15 protein-coding genes are annotated in these 17,697 nt (G+C 64.8%); 2 read left to right on the top strand and 13 right to left on the bottom strand.

All coding sequences use genetic code 11. The features are described from left to right. Positions 1-2: 2 nt before the first annotated feature. From GQA94_RS10220 to GQA94_RS10200, 5 genes are all read right to left on the bottom strand, one after another. A complete protein-coding gene (locus tag GQA94_RS10220) occupies positions 3-881 on the bottom strand; it encodes a carbohydrate ABC transporter permease (RefSeq protein ID WP_158187916.1) in 879 nt (292 codons plus the stop codon). 10 nt (positions 882-891) lie between these two features. Next, positions 892-2,313 carry an extracellular solute-binding protein gene (locus tag GQA94_RS10215; RefSeq protein ID WP_158187915.1) on the bottom strand — a complete coding sequence of 474 codons (1,422 nt, stop codon included), beginning with the start codon at positions 2,311-2,313 and terminating at the stop codon, positions 892-894. 2 nt (positions 2,314-2,315) lie between these two features. After that, the gene (locus tag GQA94_RS10210; protein ID WP_158187914.1) at positions 2,316-3,518 is read right to left on the bottom strand and encodes an ABC transporter ATP-binding protein; all 1,203 of its coding nucleotides are present in this window, start codon (positions 3,516-3,518) and stop codon (positions 2,316-2,318) included. After that, positions 3,515-4,624, bottom strand: a complete 1,110-nt coding sequence (locus GQA94_RS10205) for an ABC transporter ATP-binding protein (protein ID WP_158187913.1) — start codon at positions 4,622-4,624, stop codon at positions 3,515-3,517. The genes GQA94_RS10210 and GQA94_RS10205 overlap by 4 nt, the downstream gene beginning before the upstream one ends. Positions 4,625-4,840: 216 nt before the next feature. Further along, positions 4,841-6,427 carry a GMC family oxidoreductase gene (locus GQA94_RS10200; protein ID WP_158187912.1) on the bottom strand — a complete coding sequence of 529 codons (1,587 nt, stop codon included), beginning with the start codon at positions 6,425-6,427 and terminating at the stop codon, positions 4,841-4,843. Positions 6,428-6,766: 339 nt separating this feature from the next. Between GQA94_RS10200 and GQA94_RS10195 the strand changes: the two genes are divergently transcribed. Next, the gene (locus GQA94_RS10195; RefSeq protein ID WP_158187911.1) at positions 6,767-8,239 is read left to right on the top strand and encodes an aldehyde dehydrogenase family protein; all 1,473 of its coding nucleotides are present in this window, start codon (positions 6,767-6,769) and stop codon (positions 8,237-8,239) included. Positions 8,240-8,496: 257 nt separating this feature from the next. On the opposite strand, the gene GQA94_RS10190 is transcribed toward GQA94_RS10195, so the two are convergent. From GQA94_RS10190 to GQA94_RS10160, 7 genes are all read right to left on the bottom strand, one after another. Further along, a complete protein-coding gene (locus GQA94_RS10190) occupies positions 8,497-9,699 on the bottom strand; it encodes a DUF1116 domain-containing protein (RefSeq protein WP_158187910.1) in 1,203 nt (400 codons plus the stop codon). Further along, positions 9,696-10,370 carry an SRPBCC family protein gene (locus GQA94_RS10185; protein WP_158187909.1) on the bottom strand — a complete coding sequence of 225 codons (675 nt, stop codon included), beginning with the start codon at positions 10,368-10,370 and terminating at the stop codon, positions 9,696-9,698. The genes GQA94_RS10190 and GQA94_RS10185 overlap by 4 nt, the downstream gene beginning before the upstream one ends. A 21-nt stretch (positions 10,371-10,391) precedes the next feature. Then, positions 10,392-10,871 carry a (2Fe-2S)-binding protein gene (locus GQA94_RS10180; RefSeq protein WP_158187908.1) on the bottom strand — a complete coding sequence of 160 codons (480 nt, stop codon included), beginning with the start codon at positions 10,869-10,871 and terminating at the stop codon, positions 10,392-10,394. Continuing rightward, on the bottom strand, positions 10,868-11,698 hold the full coding sequence (locus tag GQA94_RS10175; protein ID WP_158187907.1) for an FAD binding domain-containing protein: 831 nt from the start codon (positions 11,696-11,698) through the stop codon (positions 10,868-10,870). Before GQA94_RS10175 ends, GQA94_RS10180 begins: the two co-directional genes overlap by 4 nt. Next, positions 11,695-14,085, bottom strand: coding sequence for a xanthine dehydrogenase family protein molybdopterin-binding subunit (locus tag GQA94_RS10170; protein WP_158187906.1), 2,391 nt, complete (start codon positions 14,083-14,085; stop codon positions 11,695-11,697). The genes GQA94_RS10175 and GQA94_RS10170 overlap by 4 nt, the downstream gene beginning before the upstream one ends. A 17-nt stretch (positions 14,086-14,102) precedes the next feature. Further along, on the bottom strand, positions 14,103-15,368 hold the full coding sequence (locus GQA94_RS10165) for an amidohydrolase/deacetylase family metallohydrolase (protein WP_158187905.1): 1,266 nt from the start codon (positions 15,366-15,368) through the stop codon (positions 14,103-14,105). 287 nt (positions 15,369-15,655) lie between these two features. After that, entirely contained in the window at positions 15,656-16,399 is a 744-nt protein-coding gene (locus GQA94_RS10160) for a class I SAM-dependent DNA methyltransferase (RefSeq protein WP_158187904.1), read from the bottom strand. Positions 16,400-16,616: 217 nt separating this feature from the next. Here GQA94_RS10160 and GQA94_RS10155 point away from each other — a divergent pair, with 217 nt between their 5' ends. Beyond that, positions 16,617-17,039 (top strand): DUF2141 domain-containing protein, encoded by a 423-nt coding sequence (locus tag GQA94_RS10155; RefSeq protein ID WP_158187903.1) that lies wholly within the window; start codon positions 16,617-16,619, stop codon positions 17,037-17,039. Positions 17,040-17,247: 208 nt separating this feature from the next. On the opposite strand, the gene GQA94_RS10150 is transcribed toward GQA94_RS10155, so the two are convergent. Further along, positions 17,248-17,634: a winged helix-turn-helix transcriptional regulator gene (locus tag GQA94_RS10150; protein ID WP_158187902.1), complete on the bottom strand. Its 387-nt coding sequence runs from the start codon at positions 17,632-17,634 to the stop codon at positions 17,248-17,250. Positions 17,635-17,697 lie beyond the last annotated feature (63 nt).

Raw genomic sequence — 17,697 nt, 5'->3', positions numbered from 1 at the left:
TCCTAGAAGGCGTGAAGCTTCTTCTTGGCCAGGTGATAGAACAGCGAGCAGAGCACGAAGAAGCCGATCCAGACGATCACTGCGAACGCGGCAGACTCGCCGATCCGCCATTGCTCGAAGCTCATGCGGTACGCCAGCAGGCTGGGCGCCTCGGTGGCCGTGCCTGGGCCGCCGGCGGTCAGCGTGTAGATGGTGTCGAACACCTTGAACGCATCGATGAAACGCAACATGCCGATAACCGCCATCAGCGGTGCCATCAGCGGCAGCGTCAGGCGCATGAATATCTGCAGCGGCGTCGCACCGTCCACCGCCGCGGCCCGGTACGGGCTCACCGGCAAGGCCTGCAGACCGGCGAAGAAGGCCAGCATCATGAACGGCGTCCACTGCCAGACATCGACCAGCGCCAGGGCCAGCAGCGCGTAGTCGGGCGACGAGAAAACCGAGGTATCCGACAGCCAGCCGAAGCGCTCCATGATGTTGTAGGACAGCAGGCCCCAGGAGCCGGCGAACATCACCTTCCAGACCAGCCCCACGACGATGGGCGCCATCATGGTCGGAATGAACAGCAGCGGCAGGATCACGCTGCGTCCCCAGACCTTCTTATTCAGCAGGAGCGCCCCGGCCAGGCCGAGCACAAACTCCAGTGGGAAGGCGATCAGCATGAACTTCGCCGCCACGCCGAGGCTGTTCCAGAACCGGTCGTTGCCCATCAGCGCGGCGTAATTTTCCAGCCCGGCAAAGTCGCGAACCCGCCCGTAGGCGACCTCGTGCATGCTTAGGTAGGCCGCGAACAGGAAGGGCACCAGGCTCACCAGCACCAGCACCAAAAAGGCCGGCGCCAGCAGCGCGTACGGATACCATCGGCTTTCCAATCGTTTCATGGGGCTCCCGTCATTCCGTCAGCAGACACTCGTCACAGATGGAAAGCAGCTTCTTCTGCCCCTGCTTCAGCGCGTCCTCGGCCGAGAGCTGGCCGATACCCACCTGCTGCACGAGGGGCGCCATGGTCTGGTCGATCTCAAAGAACTTCGGCGCCTTGGGCTTGGCTGTCACCACCTTGAGCGATGCCGCCATCGCGTCATACAGCGACTTGCGCGCGGCCTCCTGCATGACCGGCAGCTCGAAGGACGACTGGCGGATCGGCACACCGCCGCCGCCCATTTCCAGCAGCCGGTCTTGGGTGTTCCGGTCGATCATCCACTGCATGAACAGGTAGGTCGCCTCGGGGTTCTTCGACAGGCCGCTCATTGCCATCAGCGACGGCTCACCGCCCGCGGTGTGCGACGCCTCGCTGCCTTCGTTGATCGGAATGCCACGGTAGACGAACTGGCCTGCATAGATGCCGCCACCCTCACGGTCGACCCCGAGCACGAAGTCACTGAAGGCGATCGATTGGGCGGCGATGCCGTTCCCCATGACAGTGGGCACGTCGATCAGCGAGTACTCGGCCTGGCCCGGTGGGGCGAACTTCCAGAGGTCCGCCCAGAATCGCAGCGCTTCGACGTTCTTCGGATTGTCCAGGCTCGGCTTGCCTTGCGCGTCGAACACGCCGCCACCGAAGTTGTTCAGGAACACCTCCCAGACCGTGGTGAAGGTGGTGCCGCCGGGAATGCCCTCAAGCACGATGCCGTAGAAGTCATTTTTCAGCGGCTCGCCGGCCAGCGTCTGCCCGGCCTTGCGGGTGAAGAACTCGGCGATGTCGCGCATCTGCTGCATGGTGCCGGCCGGCGCGAGCTCGTAACCGTATTTACGCTTGAAGGCTTCCTTCTCTTCGGGATGGTTGAGCAGATCGGCGCGGGCCCAATAGATCTGGTTGTAGTTCCAGGTCAGAAAGCCGTAGCGCTCGCCAGCGTAATTGACCAGCGTTTCGTTCGCCGGCTCGATCAGGTCGTCCAGCGCGAGATCGGGATTGGTCAGCTTCTCATCCTTGAGCAGCGAGTCGATCGGCTTCAGCACCTCTGCGTCGAGCAAGGGCCCGAGTTGCAGGCCGTGCAGCATGATCGCGTCGTAATGGCCGCGCCCGGAAAACAGATCGGCTTGCCCACGGTTGATCACGTCGCCGTGGCTGAGCAGCTCGTACTCGACCTCGATGCCGGTTTCCCGGGTGAATTCGGGGACCAGCTTGCGCATGGTCTCCTGCAGCGGCGTGACCTCGTCGAGTACCCGGATGCTGGTGCCGGCGTATGGCTGCGCCGCCTCTTTGTAACTCCAGGCGAAGGCCTGCAGCGGGTTGAGCGCGAGCACCAGCGCCGATGCCGCGAAAAGCCGGGCAGCGCGCGATGAGTCCCTGGCCGTTGACTGACGTTTTTCCATAGCTATTGCGCCTCGTAGTGACGATGGGGAACGTTTGTCGAACTGGGTGCGGTGTCTGCGGCCGGGTCGCCGATGAGCAGGCCGCTGTCGTGGTCGAACAGCAAGGCATGTTCCGCCGCGAGGGTGATCTGCACGATGTCGCCGACCGACGCGTGGAAATCGGGCGGCATCTTGGACTTGATCCGCGCGCCATGAATGTCCACGGTGACCAGGCTGTACTTGCCAAAGGGCTCGACCGCGTACACCTCGGCACGGATCGCGCCGGCCGAGGCGGTGCTGGTGATTGCGGTGTGCAACGGTGGAAAACCGAGGGTGCAGTAGGGCTTGCCCTGGGCGGCCAGACGCCGCATCAGGGTGGCGGGCAGCGTCATGCGCTCGCCGTTGCAGAGGGCCTGCAATTCGCCGTCTTCCTGCTTCAGCCAGATATCCAGCAGGTTCATCGCCGGATCGCCGACCAGGCGCGCGACACTGGCGCTGCTGGGTGCTGAATAGACTTGGTGCGGAGTGCCGACCTGGCGGACCTGACCGCCGACCAGCATCACCACCCGATCGGCCACCGCCATGCCTTCCAGGGTATCGGGCGTCAGCCAGAGGGTCGGCTTGTCGAGCGCGCGCTGCCGACGCCGGATCTCGCCACGCAGACGATGACGTAGTTTGGCGTCCAGATGGCCGATGGGCTCGTCGAGGATGAACAGCTCCGGCGCCTGAATCAACGTCCTGCAAAGCGCGACACGTTGTTTCTGGCCGCCCGAAAGCTCTGCCGGTCGCCTCGAAGCCAAGTGAGCAATCTCGGTCAATTCCAGCACCTCATCGACCCGCCGACGGATTTCGGCGGCATCGAACAACCCCTTGTGCGAGGGTGCCCTCAGCGGCGAAGCGACATTGCTGAACACGTCCAGGGTCGGGTAGAGCGCGAGGGATTCAAACATATGCGCAATACGTCGTTTTTGCGGAGGCAGCGCGGTGAGTTCCCTGTCACCGAGCCGGATGCTGCCGGCATCGCCGACCTCCAGCCCGCTGATCAGCCGGCCCAGGGTCGACTTGCCCGCGCCCGACGGCCCGCAGACGGCAATGATTTCGCCCGGCGCCGCGTGGAGGCAGATGTCGTTCAGTGCGTGCAACTCACCGAAACGCTTGCTCAGCCCGAACAGTACCAGCGCCTGATCGCCTTGCCCGGCCCCCTGCTTCGTCGAGACAGCGTTCATACGGCCTCCCGCGCGAGGTTGCGGCCGGTCTCGCCACAGAAGTAGAGAAAATCCCCCGGATGCAGTCCCAGGCGCTGTTCGGCGCCTTCGCGCAGGTGCAGCGGGGCGGGCGCCTCAGCGATGAGTCGGCCGATCGGCGTATCGAACGTCAGCACGTCTGTGTCGCCGTTGGGCTCGTAGGCCCAGACCGTGCCGTCGACCCCCAGCGCCTCGAGTGAAGGCTGCAGCGATAACTTTTCCGGACGAATGCCGATGACCAGCGCAGCACCTTCTGGCCGCGTCGCGAGCTGCCCGCGGACAGATGCCGAAGGGCTGAATTCGGTATGGTCACAGAAGCGGACACGAAGCTCTCCCGCCACCTCCACGCACTGGGCGGCAAGCAGATTCATCGGCGGCTCTCCAATGAAGCTGGCAACGAAGATGTTCGCCGGCCGGTTGTAGATTTCGGTGGGCGTATCGACCTGTTGCAGCACGCCCTTGTCCATTACCGCGATGCGATCGGCCATGGAGATGGCTTCGTTCTGGTCGTGGGTAACCAGTACCGAGGTAAGCTTTGCGGTCTGCTGCAGCCGTTTGATCTCGGTGCGCAGTTGCACCTTCTGATCGGCATCCAAGTGGCTCAGCGGCTCGTCGAACATGATCAGCGCCGGCTCACGGACCAGCGCGCGCCCAATCGAAACGCGCTGCTGCGCGCCGCCGCTCAGGCTCTGGACGGACTCCCCGCTGATATCGCCGAGCCCGAGCAGCTTGAGCACGTATTCGACGCGCTCGTTGATCTGCTGACGCTCGACGCCGCGGATCGACAGCGGAAAAGCGATGTTCTCGAACACGGTCAAGTGCGGATAGAGCGCATAGTCCTCGAAGACCATGGCCACGTTGCGGCTCGCGGTATCCAGTTCGGAGACTTCCCTGTCTTCAAAGAAGATGGCGCCGCCGGAGATCGACTCGATGCCAGCGATCATCTTCAGCGTGGTCGACTTGCCGCAGCCCGAGGGCCCGAGCAAGGCGAGCATCTCGCCACGCCGGCAGGTCAGGTCGAGCCCGGGTATGGCATGGCTTTTCCCGTCGTAGGATTTGGTGACGTTCTCAAGTCTGACTTCTATCATCGAGTCCTCGATCCGCTCCGTCTCGGTCGCTGCTGCCACCAGTGAGAACCTGCTGTAGCAAGATGGATACCATGCCGCTGAAAATAGGTATCTAGCTGTTTTTTATGGTGTTTTTTTTATAATCCTCAGCGTGGCCCGCCGCGCCATGCGACAAGACCGCACCCAAGATATGCGGTATACCTCCTACCGCACCGAAGCGGTGCCCACTCTGCCCGGTCAATCCAGGCGGTTGTCGGCCCTGATGATTTCGCTCGCCCGCTCCCCGATCATCACGCAAGGCGCAACGGTGTTACCGGTAGTGATTTCCGGCATGATCGAGCCGTCGGCGATGCGCAGGCCATCGATGCCGTACACCCGCAGGCGGCCATCGACCACCGACAGCGCGTCGGTCCCCATCCTGGCCGTGCAGGTTTGATGAAAGTAGGTGCCGGCAGCGTTGCGCAAGAACTCTATCTGGGCCGCGCCAGCCAAAGGCCCGGGCATCAATTCGCGTTTGACGAAGGGCCTGAGGGCGGCCGAATTGCCGATTTCCCGGCACAGCTCAATGGCCCTCAGCAGTGCCTTGACGTCTCGCTCGTCGCTGAGAAAGTTGGCCTCGACACGCAGCGGATCATCAAAACGATTGCCGCCGATAAGCACCTGCCCACGGCTGTACGGGCGCACCAGACCGGGCGCGAGCGTCCAGGCCAGACTCGGGTCCACCGGCAGGTCGTACTGCTGGCGAGTGATCTCGCTGCCAAAGGCGCATTCCTCCAGGACCGGCTGCAGATCCGGTGTCGGCAATGACGGGTCGCTCTTGGCGAAAAAGGTGAACTCCGCCGAATTGTTGCGCGGCAGCTGCGGCTCACGGTATTCCCAGCAGCAGCCGGCCACCAGGATGTGGTCCTGAAAATTCTGCCCCACGCCGGGCAAGTGCTGCACCACCTCAATCCCATGCCGGCTCAGTTGAGCACGGTCACCAATGCCCGACAGCATCAGCACCTTGGGCGTGTTGATGGCGCCCATCGACAAGACGACTTCCCGATCGGCATGCACGTCCAGCCATCGACCCCGCTGGCGCAGGCCGACACCAACCGCGCGCCGTCCCTTCAGCAGCACCCGCTCCACACAGGCATCGAGCAGCACATCCAGGTTGGCCTGGCCCATGACCGGCCGCAGATAGGCGCTGGCCACCGACACACGCTCGCAGGCCCCGATTACCGGTACGTTGGGAATACCGCAGGCGCCGGGCCCTTCCATGGCGGCGCCGTTCAGGTCCTCCACGGCGCTGATACCCAATGCCCGGGTCGCCTCGACCAGCGCCAGCGCCACCGGGTTCGGGTCCTTTGGCAGGGTGACGTAGAACGGACCGTCAACGCCCCTGCGTACCGGATCGGCGGGGCCGTCCCAGCGCTCGATGCGCTGGTAGGTGCGAAGCACCGACTCGTAGCTCCAGCCCGGATCGTCAGCGGCCCGGGCCCAGTTGTCGAAATCGTTTTTGTGGCCGCGTGCCCAGATCAGGCCGTTCACACTGCTGCCTCCACCGAGCACCTTGCCCATTGGCAGCGGCGGCGTTCTGCCGTTCAGGGCCTCGCAGGGTTCGGCACGAAACTGCCAGTCACGCTCACTGCCGATATTACGCATCCACAGACGCGAATCGGTGACGGTCTCGGTGCGCTCGTCGCCGCCCGCCTCGACCAGCAACACGCGCACGTCGGGGTTCTCGGCCAGGCGACGGGCCACCACGCCACCCGAGGCGCCCGCGCCGCAGACGATGAAATCGTAGGTCCGGCCCGACAGCCCTTGCGCGTCTAGTGAGACCATCATCCCTCTCCTTCTGGCTGAGCGTTGCCGGTCCCGCCTGCATGCCGTCGACGGGGCCAATCGATGCAGGCCTTCAGCAAGGGGCATGCCACGCGTTTCGCGTCGCTGCCAGTCCGCGTACGACCGCCGGCAAGGCGACGGGTACGGCGCGGCGGACCGCTGGCGCCAACGGCCGGAAGAATTCAGCCACGCCCGAATAACGCACAAAAGTATGGGGCATGCCTCATTGTTGGGCGTACCCAGGCCCGGTAAACGCTGTGCTCGGGGCTTGCGGGCCGTTGGTATGGATCATGCTCGAAACCGGCACCTTCTCTATCAACCGATCACGAGAGCCAGCCCATGAGCACAGTTGCGGAAATCATCCAGGCGCGCCCAACCCAGCCACTCTTCATCAACGGCGAGTGGCGGCTCGGCAGCACCGGGGAGGTCGCGGACAACCTCAACCCGGCAACCGGCGCCGTTTGCGCAGTGGTTGCGCAGGCCAGCGCCGAGGACGTCGACGCCGCCATTGCCGCGGCACACGCGGCGCGTCTGCCGTGGCGCAAATTGCTGGTCAGCGAGCGCGAGGCGATCCTGCTCAAGGCCGCCGACATCATCGCGCAGCGGGCCGACGAGTTGCGCGACACCCTGATCGAAGAAACCGGCTCGACGCTGCTCAAGGCACCCTGGGAAGTCGGTTATGCGGTGGAATGCCTGCGCTCGGCCGCCGCCTGCGTCAGGCAGGCCCACGGCGAAACCTTTCCCACCTGCGCGCCAGGGCAGATCGGCATGACGGTGCGGCAACCGCTGGGGGTAATCGCCGGCATTGCGCCGTTCAACTCGCCGCTGCTGCTGTCGATGAAGAAGATCGCCTTCGCCCTGGCGGCCGGCAATACCTTCGTCCTCAAACCATCGGAGTACGCGCCCCTGACCGGCTTGAAAATCGCCGAGGTGTTCGAGGCCGCCGGCCTACCCAGCGGCGTCTTCAACGTCGTCCCGGGCTCGGCGGAAACGGTCGGCAAAAAGCTGGTCGAAGATCCACGCGTGCGGATGATCACCTTCACCGGCTCCGAACGAGTCGGCAAGCTGCTCGCAGCCGAGGCCGGCAAGCACATGAAGAAGGTGACTCTGGAGATGGGCGGCAAGAGCCCACTGGTGGTGCTGGACGACGCAGATCTGGATTACGCGGTGGACGCCGCTGCCTTCGGCATCTTCTATCACCAGGGACAGGTCTGCATGGCGAGTTCGCGGGTCATCGTCGAGGACGGCCTGTTCGATGCGTTCTGCCAGGCGTTCACGGTCAAGGCCAAGGGCGTGGTAGTCGGCGACCCGCACAAGCCCGACACCATCGTCGGCCCGCTGATCCGGCCGCAGCAGTGCGTGTTCATCGCCGAGCAAATTGCCGATGCTGTGAGCAAGGGCGCCAGGCTGCTGTGCGGAGGCACCTACGACGGCCCGTATTTCCAGCCGACCGTGCTTGCCGATGTCACCCCCGAGATGACGATCTACCACGAAGAATCCTTCGGGCCGGTGACCTCGCTGTACCGAGCCCGCGATTTCGAGCACGCCGTAGAACTGGCCAACGACACCCGCTACGGGCTCTCCTCGGCCATCATCACCAATGATTTGCAGAAGGCGATGGCCTTTTCCGAGCTGTCGAACGCCGGGATGATCCACATCAACGACGCGACCATCTCCGACGAGCCGCACATCGCCTTCGGCGGCACCGGCGACAGCGGTTTTGGCCGCGAAGGCGGTCGTGCCTCGATGGAAGAAATGACGGAAGTCAAATGGGTGACCATCCAGGCCGGAAAGCGCGCCTTCCCTTTCTGACCCGCCAGTGAGCGACCGCCGTGGCGGTCGTTCGCCATGCTCCGAGGCAGGCCACCGGCAAACCCCTGCGCCAGTGGCCACGCGTCTGGTTGGTTGACCGCGCACGGTTGATCAGTCGCGGCGATGAGTCACAACTGGACCGTGCAGGGCACGACGCAACATCCGGGCCGAACCGAAGGCGCTGTTCGTTTATCCAGACACATGCAAACGGCCGAGTTCGCCGATCCGCAGGGTGCAGAAGGCGGCTTCCCGCTCGGCTAGTCGACGGACCGAACCGGCGCCACCGCGGCGGCGAAGAACGAAGCGTCGAGCGTATGCACGCCGCGCCCAAGCAGGCCCTCGACTCCGGCGGCGTCGAGCATGGCGATGGCGATGCTGGGCGGCGCAGGGTCTTTGGCAGCAAGGCGCGCGTCCAGGCCGGTACGCAGGCCGAGTTCGGCGAAGCGCGGGTGGCTGCCGACCAACCAGCGCGCCTGCCCGGCAACCGGATCGGCCAACCAGTCGCGCATCGGCTCGGCAACCGTGCGGGCCAGCCACCAGGCCTGGGCGCCGAAGCCGGCGGCATCGATCACTCCGCTGTCGCCGAGCAGCGGCGCGGTCGCGGCGCTGCCCGGCTTCATCCTCGGCCCCTGCGGGACGCCCGCGTCGCTACATATCCAGCGTTGCGGATGCCCTGCCAGGCGCATGCCGGCCTGCTGACCATTGCCCGCCAGGGCGACGACCAGGCTGCAGTCCGGATCCGCGGCGCGTGCCGCGGCGCCGAGCATCAGGTGGCAGGCCGCCATCCACAGGGTGAGGAAGAACAACGGCGTGTCGCGAAGAACCTGCAGCGCTTCCGGCGCATCCGCCAGTTCGACCGCCAGCCGCTCGCACAATGCCGCATTGGCATGGGTGGTCTGCGCGTGCAGATCGTCCCCGCCGCGCAGGCCGGCTTCGGCCAGCGCCAGTAGATCAATTGGCCGATGGCTCGTGGCAGCGTGCAGCGCCGGTGCCAGCAACGCTTCGCGCCGGACCAGACGCTCGAGAATCTGCGGGTCGCGCGAGCCGAAGCGAAGCTGCGGCCCAATCCCACTACCCAGCAGCGACCAGGCGCGTTCTTGGCCAGCGGCATCGCGTACCTCGACCAGCGAAGTCTTCGGCGAGATGACCGCAGCCAGCGGCGTCACCACACCGAAATCCTGGGCCGGACGCAGCATCACCCGGCCGTCCTCGATCATCGCTTGGGCTTCCGGCTCGGTGGCGGCCCAGCCCTCGTAGAGGCAGCACAGCACCGCCGAGGACAGGATGGGCGCGCTCGGCCGGCGAGGATCGTGAAACGGCGGACCAGCATGCAGCAGGGTGAAGTCGGGCAGGCTCACGGCCGTACCGGCCGCCTGCACGCCGCACCACTCCGGACGCACCGCGCCGATGCGCGCCAGCGCGTCGCGATTGGCCGGGGCTGCGTGGTCAGTCGTGCTCATTGATGCTTTTCCTTGAGGCCGAACAGCCGGCGAATGCGGTTGAACAGTACCACCCAGAACAGGTTGCCCAGGTCCAGCGGCGCCTGTTCGACGGCCTTGGCCGGTGCGGGTTTGGCCGCAGCCGGCTCGCCAGTCTGGGGCGTTACGGGCGCGCCTTCGGCGCTCTGCAGGGGATTGGACAACGTTGGCACGGGCGTCTGCGCCGAGTCGACGACCGCGTACTGTGCTTCCAGCCGTGCCTTGAGGTTGTCGCCGAAGGCCTCGGTCAACCGCGTCGCCAGTTCGCGTACGATGCCACCGCGGGAAAACTGCGCCAGCGAGCCGGTGATCGAATAGTCCACCGTGACGTCGACGCGGGTCGCCGAGTCGCCCTCGGACACCAGCACGAAGCGCGCCTCGCCCTTGACCCGCGAGCCGCTCTTGCGGTCACTGCCCTGGCCGCTGACCACGCCGCGCTTGTCCATGTGGTCCAGTTCCATCTTGCCCTGGCCCTTGAAGGCCGCGACGATCGGCCCGAGCTTGACGCTCATCGCCACTGCCAGCTGTTCACCTTGAGGGGGCTCAGTCAGCGAGGCACCGGGCAGACATCCGACGATGCCTTCGACGTCCTGGAAGCTTTCCCAGACCGTCTCGCGAGGAAAGGGGACGCTGAAGCTTTGTTCGATTTCCACTGGGACTTCCTCGATAGGGGTTCAGGCGGCCGCCAGGTTGCGGCGCTCGTCGAGTACGCGGGAGATGGCCTTGACCAGCCCGACGTAGCCCGTGCAGCGACAGAGATTGCCGGACAACTCCTGGCGGATGCGCTCTTCGTCGGCGTCCGGCAAGCGCGTGACGATATCCCGCGCGGTCGCCAACATGCCCGGCGTGCAGTAGCCGCATTGCAATGCGTGCTCGGCGCTGAAAGCGGCGCGCAGCTGGGTCATTACCGGGTCGTGGTCGAAGTCTTCGATGCTGCGCACTTCGGCGCCTTCGCAGGCGGCCGCATAGACGATGCACGAGCGCGTCGGCACGCCGTCGACCATAAGCGTACAGGCGCCACAGACCCCCTGTTCGCAGCCGATGTTGGTGCCGGTGAGCAGGCGCTGCTCGCGCAGGAAATCGGCCAGATGCGTACGCGGTTCAACCTGCGCGCTGACCGCCTTGCCGTTGACCCTCAGGTTCACTTGTTTCATTGCTGCGCTCCGTTGGGGCGGGACAGGCGCTCCGCGGCACGCCGCAGGGCCACGCGATGGATCTGGTATTCGTAGCTTCCCGGGCTCAGCCCGGCGGCCTGCAGTGCGGTCTCTGCGGCCTGTTCGGACCAGCCGTCGATCAGCGCCGAGGCGTCCTCGATCACGAATGGGGCGCCGTCCACCGCGCCGACGATGGCGCGACGCACGCCGCTCTGCGGATCATCGACGAAGGCGGCGATGGCCTCGGCGAACTCACCGGTCTTGCGGTTGAACTTGTAGTAGCTCCAGCGCGCCGAGGGCCCAAGCCGGCGGACGCGTACGGCCTTGATAATCTCGTCCTCGGCCAGCACCGTGGTGAACGCGCCGAGCATGAAGTCGCCGGCACGTACGCTGCGCTCGCCGTCTGGACCGGCGAGGACCAGCTCGGCATCCAGCAGGGCCATGACATTGACCCAGTCGGCCGCGGGATCGGCATGCGCCAGGCTGCCGCCAAGCGTGCCGCGGTTGCGTACCGCGCGGTAGGCGATGCGCCCCGCGACGTGGGGCATCAGCCCCAGGCTCGGGTCGGGAACTTTGCCGTCCTCGATGGCCGCGTGCGTCACGCCGGCGCCGAAGAGCACGGCGGCGCCTTCGTGGCGGCACTCGCGCAATTCGCCAAGCATGCGCAGATCGACCAGTTGCGTCGGCTGCGCCAGGCGCAGATTCATCATCGGGCCAAGCGACTGGCTGCCCGCCACCGCCTTGCCCAAGCCGTTGCTCTCACGCAGCAGCGCCACGGCCTCGGCAATGGTCGCCGGGCCGTGGTATTCAAATGCGGCAGCCTTCATACGAGCGCCTCCTCGAATCGAGCGGTTGCGGCCGTGACCGTTCCGCGCTGCGCCAGCGCCTCCAGCACAGCGCGTGGCGACAGTGGCATGCGGGTGACTTCAGCGCCGAGCGGCCGCAGCGCATCGTTCACCGCGCTGGCGAGCGCCGCGGCGGAGCCGATGGCGCCACTTTCCCCAATACCCTTCTGGCCGAATTCGGTGTAGGGCGCCGGCGACTCCATGTGTTCTATACGGATCGACGGAACCTCGGTGGCACCCGGCAGGATGTAATCCGCCAGCGTCGAGGCCAGCGGCTGGCCTTCCTCGCTGTAGGCCATCTCCTCGTACAGCGCGGTACCGATGCCCTGCGCGGCGCCGCCGTACACCTGGCCATCGACCACCATCGGATTGATCAGCACGCCGCCGTCCTCGACGATTGCGTAATCGAGGATCTCGGTCTTGCCCAGTTCAGGGTCGACTGCCACTACCACGGCGTGGCAGGCGTAGCTGAACGCTCCGCTGTCGCGCTGTGCCTGGTAGGTGGTGTGCACTTCCAGGCCGCCGACATGCACGTCGACCGGCAGGCGCTGCGGTTGCAGGTACCAGATATGGGTCAGCTCCCGGAGCTCGAAGCGGCCGCTGCTGCCGACCACGCCGCCGTCTTCCCAACGCACGGTGTCCAGTGGCTCGTTCAGCAGCCAGGCACCGACATGCAACAGGCGATCACGCAGTTCTTTGCAACCCTGCCCTACCGCGCTACCCGCCATGACGATCGAGCGCGAGCCCCAGGTGCCGGTCGAGTAAGGCGTGGCGCCAGTGTCGCCGAGCACGACGCGCACCCGCTGCGGGTCGATGCCGAGCACTTCGTTGGCGATCTGCGCCAGCGTTGTCTCCATACTCTGGCCGTGCGAATGCACGCCGGCGCGCACTTCCAGGATGCCGTCCGGCGTCAGCCGCAGGCCCGCCGGCTCTCGTCCCGGAACCATCGGAATGCCCCAGCCGTGGTAGACCGAGGTGCCGTGAGCGCTCTGCTCGCAGAACACGGCCAGACCGAAGCCGATCAATCGGCCATCGGCCTCGCCCTGCCGCTGGCGCTGGCGCACCGCCGGCAAGTCAATCGCGCGGATGGCGCGGCGTACCGCCTCGGGATAGTCGCCGCTGTCGAAGTGCTTGTTGGTGATGTTGTCGTAGGGCATCTCCTGTGGCTGCACCAGGTTGCGCAGCCGCACTTCGTAGGGCTCCAGCCCGGCCTCGACGGCCACCGCGTCCATGATCGTCTCGATGGCATAACACACGCCGGTGCGTGCCACCCCGCGATACGGCAGAATCGGCGGCTTGTTGGTCGCGACCGACCAGGTACGGCAGCGGTAGCGCTCCATCTTGTAAGGCCCGGGGAGGATGCTCGCCACTTGCGCCGCTTCCAGGCACGCCGAGAAGGGATAAGCCGAATAGGCGCCGGAATCGACATGCGCCTCGCAGTCCACCGCCAGCAGGCGGCCGTCGCGATCGGCGTAGCCGTGAATGTCGTAGTGGTGCTCGCGGCAGTTGGTATTGGCCACCAATTGTTCGCGGCGATCTTCGATCCAGCGCACTGGATGGCCCAGGTGCATGGCCAGCCAGGCGACGCAGACCTCTTCGGGCAGCAGGATGCCCTTGTAGCCGAAGCCGCCGCCAACATCGGGAGAAATGACCCGCACGCTGCCCTCGTCCAGCCCGAGGCACTCGGCCAGGCCGGTGCGGTTGATGTGCGGCATCTGCGCCGAGGTGTATACCACCAGTTGGGCGAGCCGCTTGTCCCAGTAGGCGACCACGCCACGGCCTTCCATCGGCGCCATGCTCTGGCGCGCGGTGCGCAGGCGTCGGTGCACGTGGATCGCGGCACGCGCCTTGATATCTTCAAGATCGGCGTCGATGTGGGTTTCCAGGAACACATTGTCGCCCCAGTGCTCATGGAGCAGCGCCGCGTCCGGATCGCGTCCGGCGAGCATGTCGACGACCGCCGGCAGCTCGTCGAACTCGACGAAGGTCTCGCCGGCCAGATCCTCGGCCTCGGCACGGGTGTCGGCGATGCACATGGCAATCATCTCACCGACGTGACGCACCTTTTCGCTAGCCAGCACCGGCTGCACGGACTTCTTGAAACCCGGGAGGCCGGAGGCCGCGAGGATGGGTTTGACCCCGACCAGGTCGTCGGCAGTGTAGATGTCGCCCTCCTGTCCCGCAGGCTTCTCGATCTCGGTGATGCGGCCATGGGCAACGGGGCTGCGCACAAACGCCACGTCGCGCATGCCGGGCAGGCGGATGTTACCGACGTAGTTGCCTTGCCCGCGGAGGAAGCGATCGTCCTCCTTGCGGGTGAGCGACGCGCCTATGCCCTTGCGGGACGAACGGTCTGGAGTACTTGTCATGGGAAAGTTCTCGTTGTTCAGGCGACCTTGGGGACCGGCAGGATCGGCGCGGTGGCGTCGAAACGCTTGCCGCCGCGCAGACAGAACACCGGCTGCAGCATCCGGTTGGCGATGACTTCGGTGCCTTCGTTGTCGCGTAACAGCCAGCGGCCTGTCTCGTCGGAGAGCACCGAGATGTCCGCCTCGCGCCCCACGCCGAGGGTGCCGAGCTCGTCGCTCATGCCGACCAGCTTGGCCGCGTTGCAGGTGACCATCGGTATCACCTGTTCGAGCTTCAGGCCCAGCGCCATCATGCTGACCATGGCCGAAACCAGACTGAAACGCGAGGTGCCGGCGAACAGATGTTCCTCGTCAGGATGTTCGTCGGGAGTGCCTGCCGGGGCCGGCACCGAGGTGTTGTAGCCATGCATGTCGGAGCCGAGGGTGTCCGGCAGGACGCCGGCCTCGAGCACCTTGGCGGCCATTTTGTAACTGAAGTGTGAGCCATGGCCGACGTCGATCTTGAGCCCCTTGGCCACCGCTTCCTTGACGAGCCGGTGCAGTTCACCGTCTTGCTCGACGAAACCGCCCGGGTGACGACTGAACGGGTGGGCCAGCACGTCGCCTGGCTTCAGCAGGCCGACCACCTGAGTCAGGATGCTGTCCGGATCGACCGGCTTGCCGCCGGTTTCCGGCGCCGGCCAGAGTTGACCGAAGTGGATGTACACCGGCAGTTCGGTCTGTTCGCCGATTTGCGCGGCTTTTTTCATCACATCCACGCCCCAGCGCGCGAAGCCACCAAGCTCGGCGTGCGCCTTGATGCCCTTGACCAGGTCGCGGTTGGCCAACGCGGACTTGACGGTGGCGTCCACGTCGGCGCACTCGGGGCGGTACAGCTCTGGATAGAAGTGTCCTTCCAGGCCGCCGACCAGGTAGGCGGAAAGGAATGCCAGCACGCGGCTTTCAGCCGGCTCGGCGACGTAGTGGCGAAAGCCCGGCAGCGTCATGCAGCTGGCGCCACCTTGGTCTACCAAGGTAGTGACGCCCGAGTGCACGCCGCACATGTCCGGGTTGAGGCCGAAGCGGCCAGTCACGTACTGGTAAACGTGGCTGTGGGTGTCGATCAGGCCCGGCAGCACCAGGCGCCCACTGCAATCGATGACTTCAGCGTTTTCAGCCATCGGCGTGCCGGCGATTGCGCCGACCGCCGCAATGCGACCGTTTTTGACCAGTACATCCCTGATATCGTCGATACCATTGGCCGGATCGATGACCCTGCCCCCTTCGAGCAATGTAGTGTGCATGGCGCATTCCGAGTGCATTGTGGTGCTCAGAACAAAGCAATGCCTGTGCCAGAATCAATCCAAAGCGATATCGTTTATTCCATAACCTATTGATTTTAATCGACAATTAAAATGAGGCGTACCACTTATAGGCATGTAGCCTTGCTCGGCTGGCTTTCATGATGGCGAGAATATGGGGCAGCGCTGACCTGTTTTGGCTCTCTGGTTCGAGGAGGAGAGACGCTAGCAGTCGAGCCGAACGACAAGACTGTCAGTCGCAATCTCGGCTCGACAAAGACCGCCTGCAATCAGACTTTCACACAGGCGAAGATTGCGTTTCCGGACGCCCCGTTCCAGGGCACGATCCTGTGGTAATCATGCTCGAGCACATGCACCTCGAAGTACGGCTGTAGCCGCTCGATCAATTCACCGAAGCTCACCGCCACCATGCGGTGCTCGTCGTGCCATACCTGCGTGGTATCGACGGTCGTTTTCTCGATGCGCAGTTTCAGTGACTGCTGCTCACCCGTGCCGGAATAGTTCCAACCGGAGCTGAAGTTGAACAGACCGTCGGCATGCTTGACGGTGTGCGTGACGTACGCACGGTTATCGATAGAGGTCTTGTCGACTGCGTTGAAGCAGAACATGCCCTGCGGCGCCAACGCGCAATGAGCGTGTGCGATGCATGCGTCCAACCGGTCCAGTGCGCCACTGTAGTGGATGGAGTACAGGAAGCAGGTGATCAGGTCGACTGGGTGACCGACCGTGAAATCACACATGTCCTGCAACGAGAACCGAGCTTCCGGACACCGTATGGCGGCCCTGTCCAGCATGGGCTGATTAATGTCGAGTCCGCTGCTGCGATATCCCGCATCGAGAAAATGCCGCACATGCGGCCCGGTACCACAGGCCAGATCGAGATGCCGCGTGCCCGCATTGCCCAACAGCCGACTCAGACGCTGGACGCCGTCGCTTTGCGCTCGGTAGTCGATATCGGCACACATGAAATCGTAGTAACCCGACAGATCGGTATAGATGGCAGTCGCGAGCATGGTGGCCCTGATGTGGTTGGGTGAAGCGCTTGGGGGCGCGCATCATATCCGCAGCGGGTGCCGCTTGCTCAGCCATTGCTCAAGGGCAACCGACTCGAGGCGATGCGTGGACAACGCTTCGCTCGTTGGCTGAATATGTGGGGGATCGATTCTGCGTCGCCTGCAGCCTTTGCGGCAAAATGCAGGGGCCCTCATCCCACCTATTCAAGAGCACAGCATGAAAGCACTTTCTATTCTGGGCGTCGCCCTCGCCGTCTGGCTGCCCACGGCCAAGGCCCAGGTGCTCGAGGTCACGCTCAGCGGGCTCGAGCATGACAACGGCCAGGTAGCCGTGGCGGTGTACGCGGACCCGAAGACCTTTCGCAAGGATAACCAGGCTTTTGCCACGCAGAAGGCCAGCGCCGCAAAGGGCACCGTGACGCTGGTGTTCAGCGATGTGCCAGCCGGGCGCTACGCGGTGCTCGCTTACCACGATGAAAACGACAACGGCGAACTGGATCGACGCTTCGGCATGATTCCCACGGAAGGCTATGGGCTGTCGAACAATCCCAAGGTGATCGGGCCGCCGTCTTTCGAGGACAGTGCGTTCGAGGTGACCGCCGGCGAGCCCGCCCGCATCACGTTGCAGATGCGTTACTAGCCGCGTCGCCGGTCCGGTCGCCCATAGGGGTCGCTGCGTCGGCACCGGCGCACGATATCGCGGCTTCTCGTGCCTACGGTCCGCCCGTGCGCGCAGAAAAAAACGCCCTGCGACGTCGGGAGTGCGCTAATACAAGACCGGTCCATCTGGCCGCTCATGCAGCGAGCCGGCCGGCCTGATTGAACCGGGCTTGCCATGGCACTGATCCTCACGGGTCGCGCCTGCGTGAGGTGGGCCTCGGTTGTAGCTGGTCGAGGGCGGCCGAGTGATTTCTCGCCCATTCGTAGACCATCTCGATGGGCTGGACCATGAGTTCGCCAAGGGGTGAGAGCGCATAGCTCACCGCCGGCGGGACCGAGTCCAGGGCGCGGCGCTCGATCAGTCCACTGGCCTCCAGCTCCCGGAGCGTCTGCACCAGCATCTTCTTGGAAATACCCGGCAGGCTTCGATGCAGCACGCCGCTGCGGGCGACTCCCTGGTGTCGCGCATGGAGCGTATGGAGAATCATGCTGGTCCATTTGGTGGAGAAGATTTCCAGCACACGCCTTGGCGCGCAGTCTTCGCGCCATTGTTCTTCATCAGAGCCCGGTTTCATGGGGATGGTTACCTTTTGGTGCCGACTTGGATCGGTATTTTCGAGTGGGTAAGGTGGCGGTCT

The organism is Stutzerimonas stutzeri (assembly GCF_009789555.1).
GTDB classification, from domain to species: Bacteria; Pseudomonadota; Gammaproteobacteria; order Pseudomonadales; family Pseudomonadaceae; genus Stutzerimonas; species Stutzerimonas stutzeri_R.
Note: the sequence above shows the minus strand (reverse complement) of the source record. Positions and strands in the feature narration are given on the sequence as shown.

Excerpts from the sequence above, each read along its gene's own strand:
- GQA94_RS10170 (WP_158187906.1), bottom strand. The coding sequence starts at position 14,085 with ATGACAAGTACTCCAGACCGTTCGTCCCGCAAGGGCATAGGCGCGTCG.
- GQA94_RS10175 (WP_158187907.1), bottom strand. The coding sequence starts at position 11,698 with ATGAAGGCTGCCGCATTTGAATACCACGGCCCGGCGACCATTGCCGAG.
- GQA94_RS10180 (WP_158187908.1), bottom strand. The coding sequence starts at position 10,871 with ATGAAACAAGTGAACCTGAGGGTCAACGGCAAGGCGGTCAGCGCGCAG.
- GQA94_RS10155 (WP_158187903.1), top strand. The coding sequence starts at position 16,617 with ATGAAAGCACTTTCTATTCTGGGCGTCGCCCTCGCCGTCTGGCTGCCC.
- GQA94_RS10205 (WP_158187913.1), bottom strand. The coding sequence starts at position 4,624 with ATGATAGAAGTCAGACTTGAGAACGTCACCAAATCCTACGACGGGAAA.
- GQA94_RS10150 (WP_158187902.1), bottom strand. The coding sequence starts at position 17,634 with ATGAAACCGGGCTCTGATGAAGAACAATGGCGCGAAGACTGCGCGCCA.
- GQA94_RS10210 (WP_158187914.1), bottom strand. The coding sequence starts at position 3,518 with ATGAACGCTGTCTCGACGAAGCAGGGGGCCGGGCAAGGCGATCAGGCG.
- GQA94_RS10190 (WP_158187910.1), bottom strand. The coding sequence starts at position 9,699 with ATGAGCACGACTGACCACGCAGCCCCGGCCAATCGCGACGCGCTGGCG.
- GQA94_RS10200 (WP_158187912.1), bottom strand. The coding sequence starts at position 6,427 with ATGGTCTCACTAGACGCGCAAGGGCTGTCGGGCCGGACCTACGATTTC.
- GQA94_RS10160 (WP_158187904.1), bottom strand. The coding sequence starts at position 16,399 with ATGCTCGCGACTGCCATCTATACCGATCTGTCGGGTTACTACGATTTC.
- GQA94_RS10165 (WP_158187905.1), bottom strand. The coding sequence starts at position 15,368 with ATGCACACTACATTGCTCGAAGGGGGCAGGGTCATCGATCCGGCCAAT.
- GQA94_RS10220 (WP_158187916.1), bottom strand. The coding sequence starts at position 881 with ATGAAACGATTGGAAAGCCGATGGTATCCGTACGCGCTGCTGGCGCCG.
- GQA94_RS10215 (WP_158187915.1), bottom strand. The coding sequence starts at position 2,313 with ATGGAAAAACGTCAGTCAACGGCCAGGGACTCATCGCGCGCTGCCCGG.
- GQA94_RS10195 (WP_158187911.1), top strand. The coding sequence starts at position 6,767 with ATGAGCACAGTTGCGGAAATCATCCAGGCGCGCCCAACCCAGCCACTC.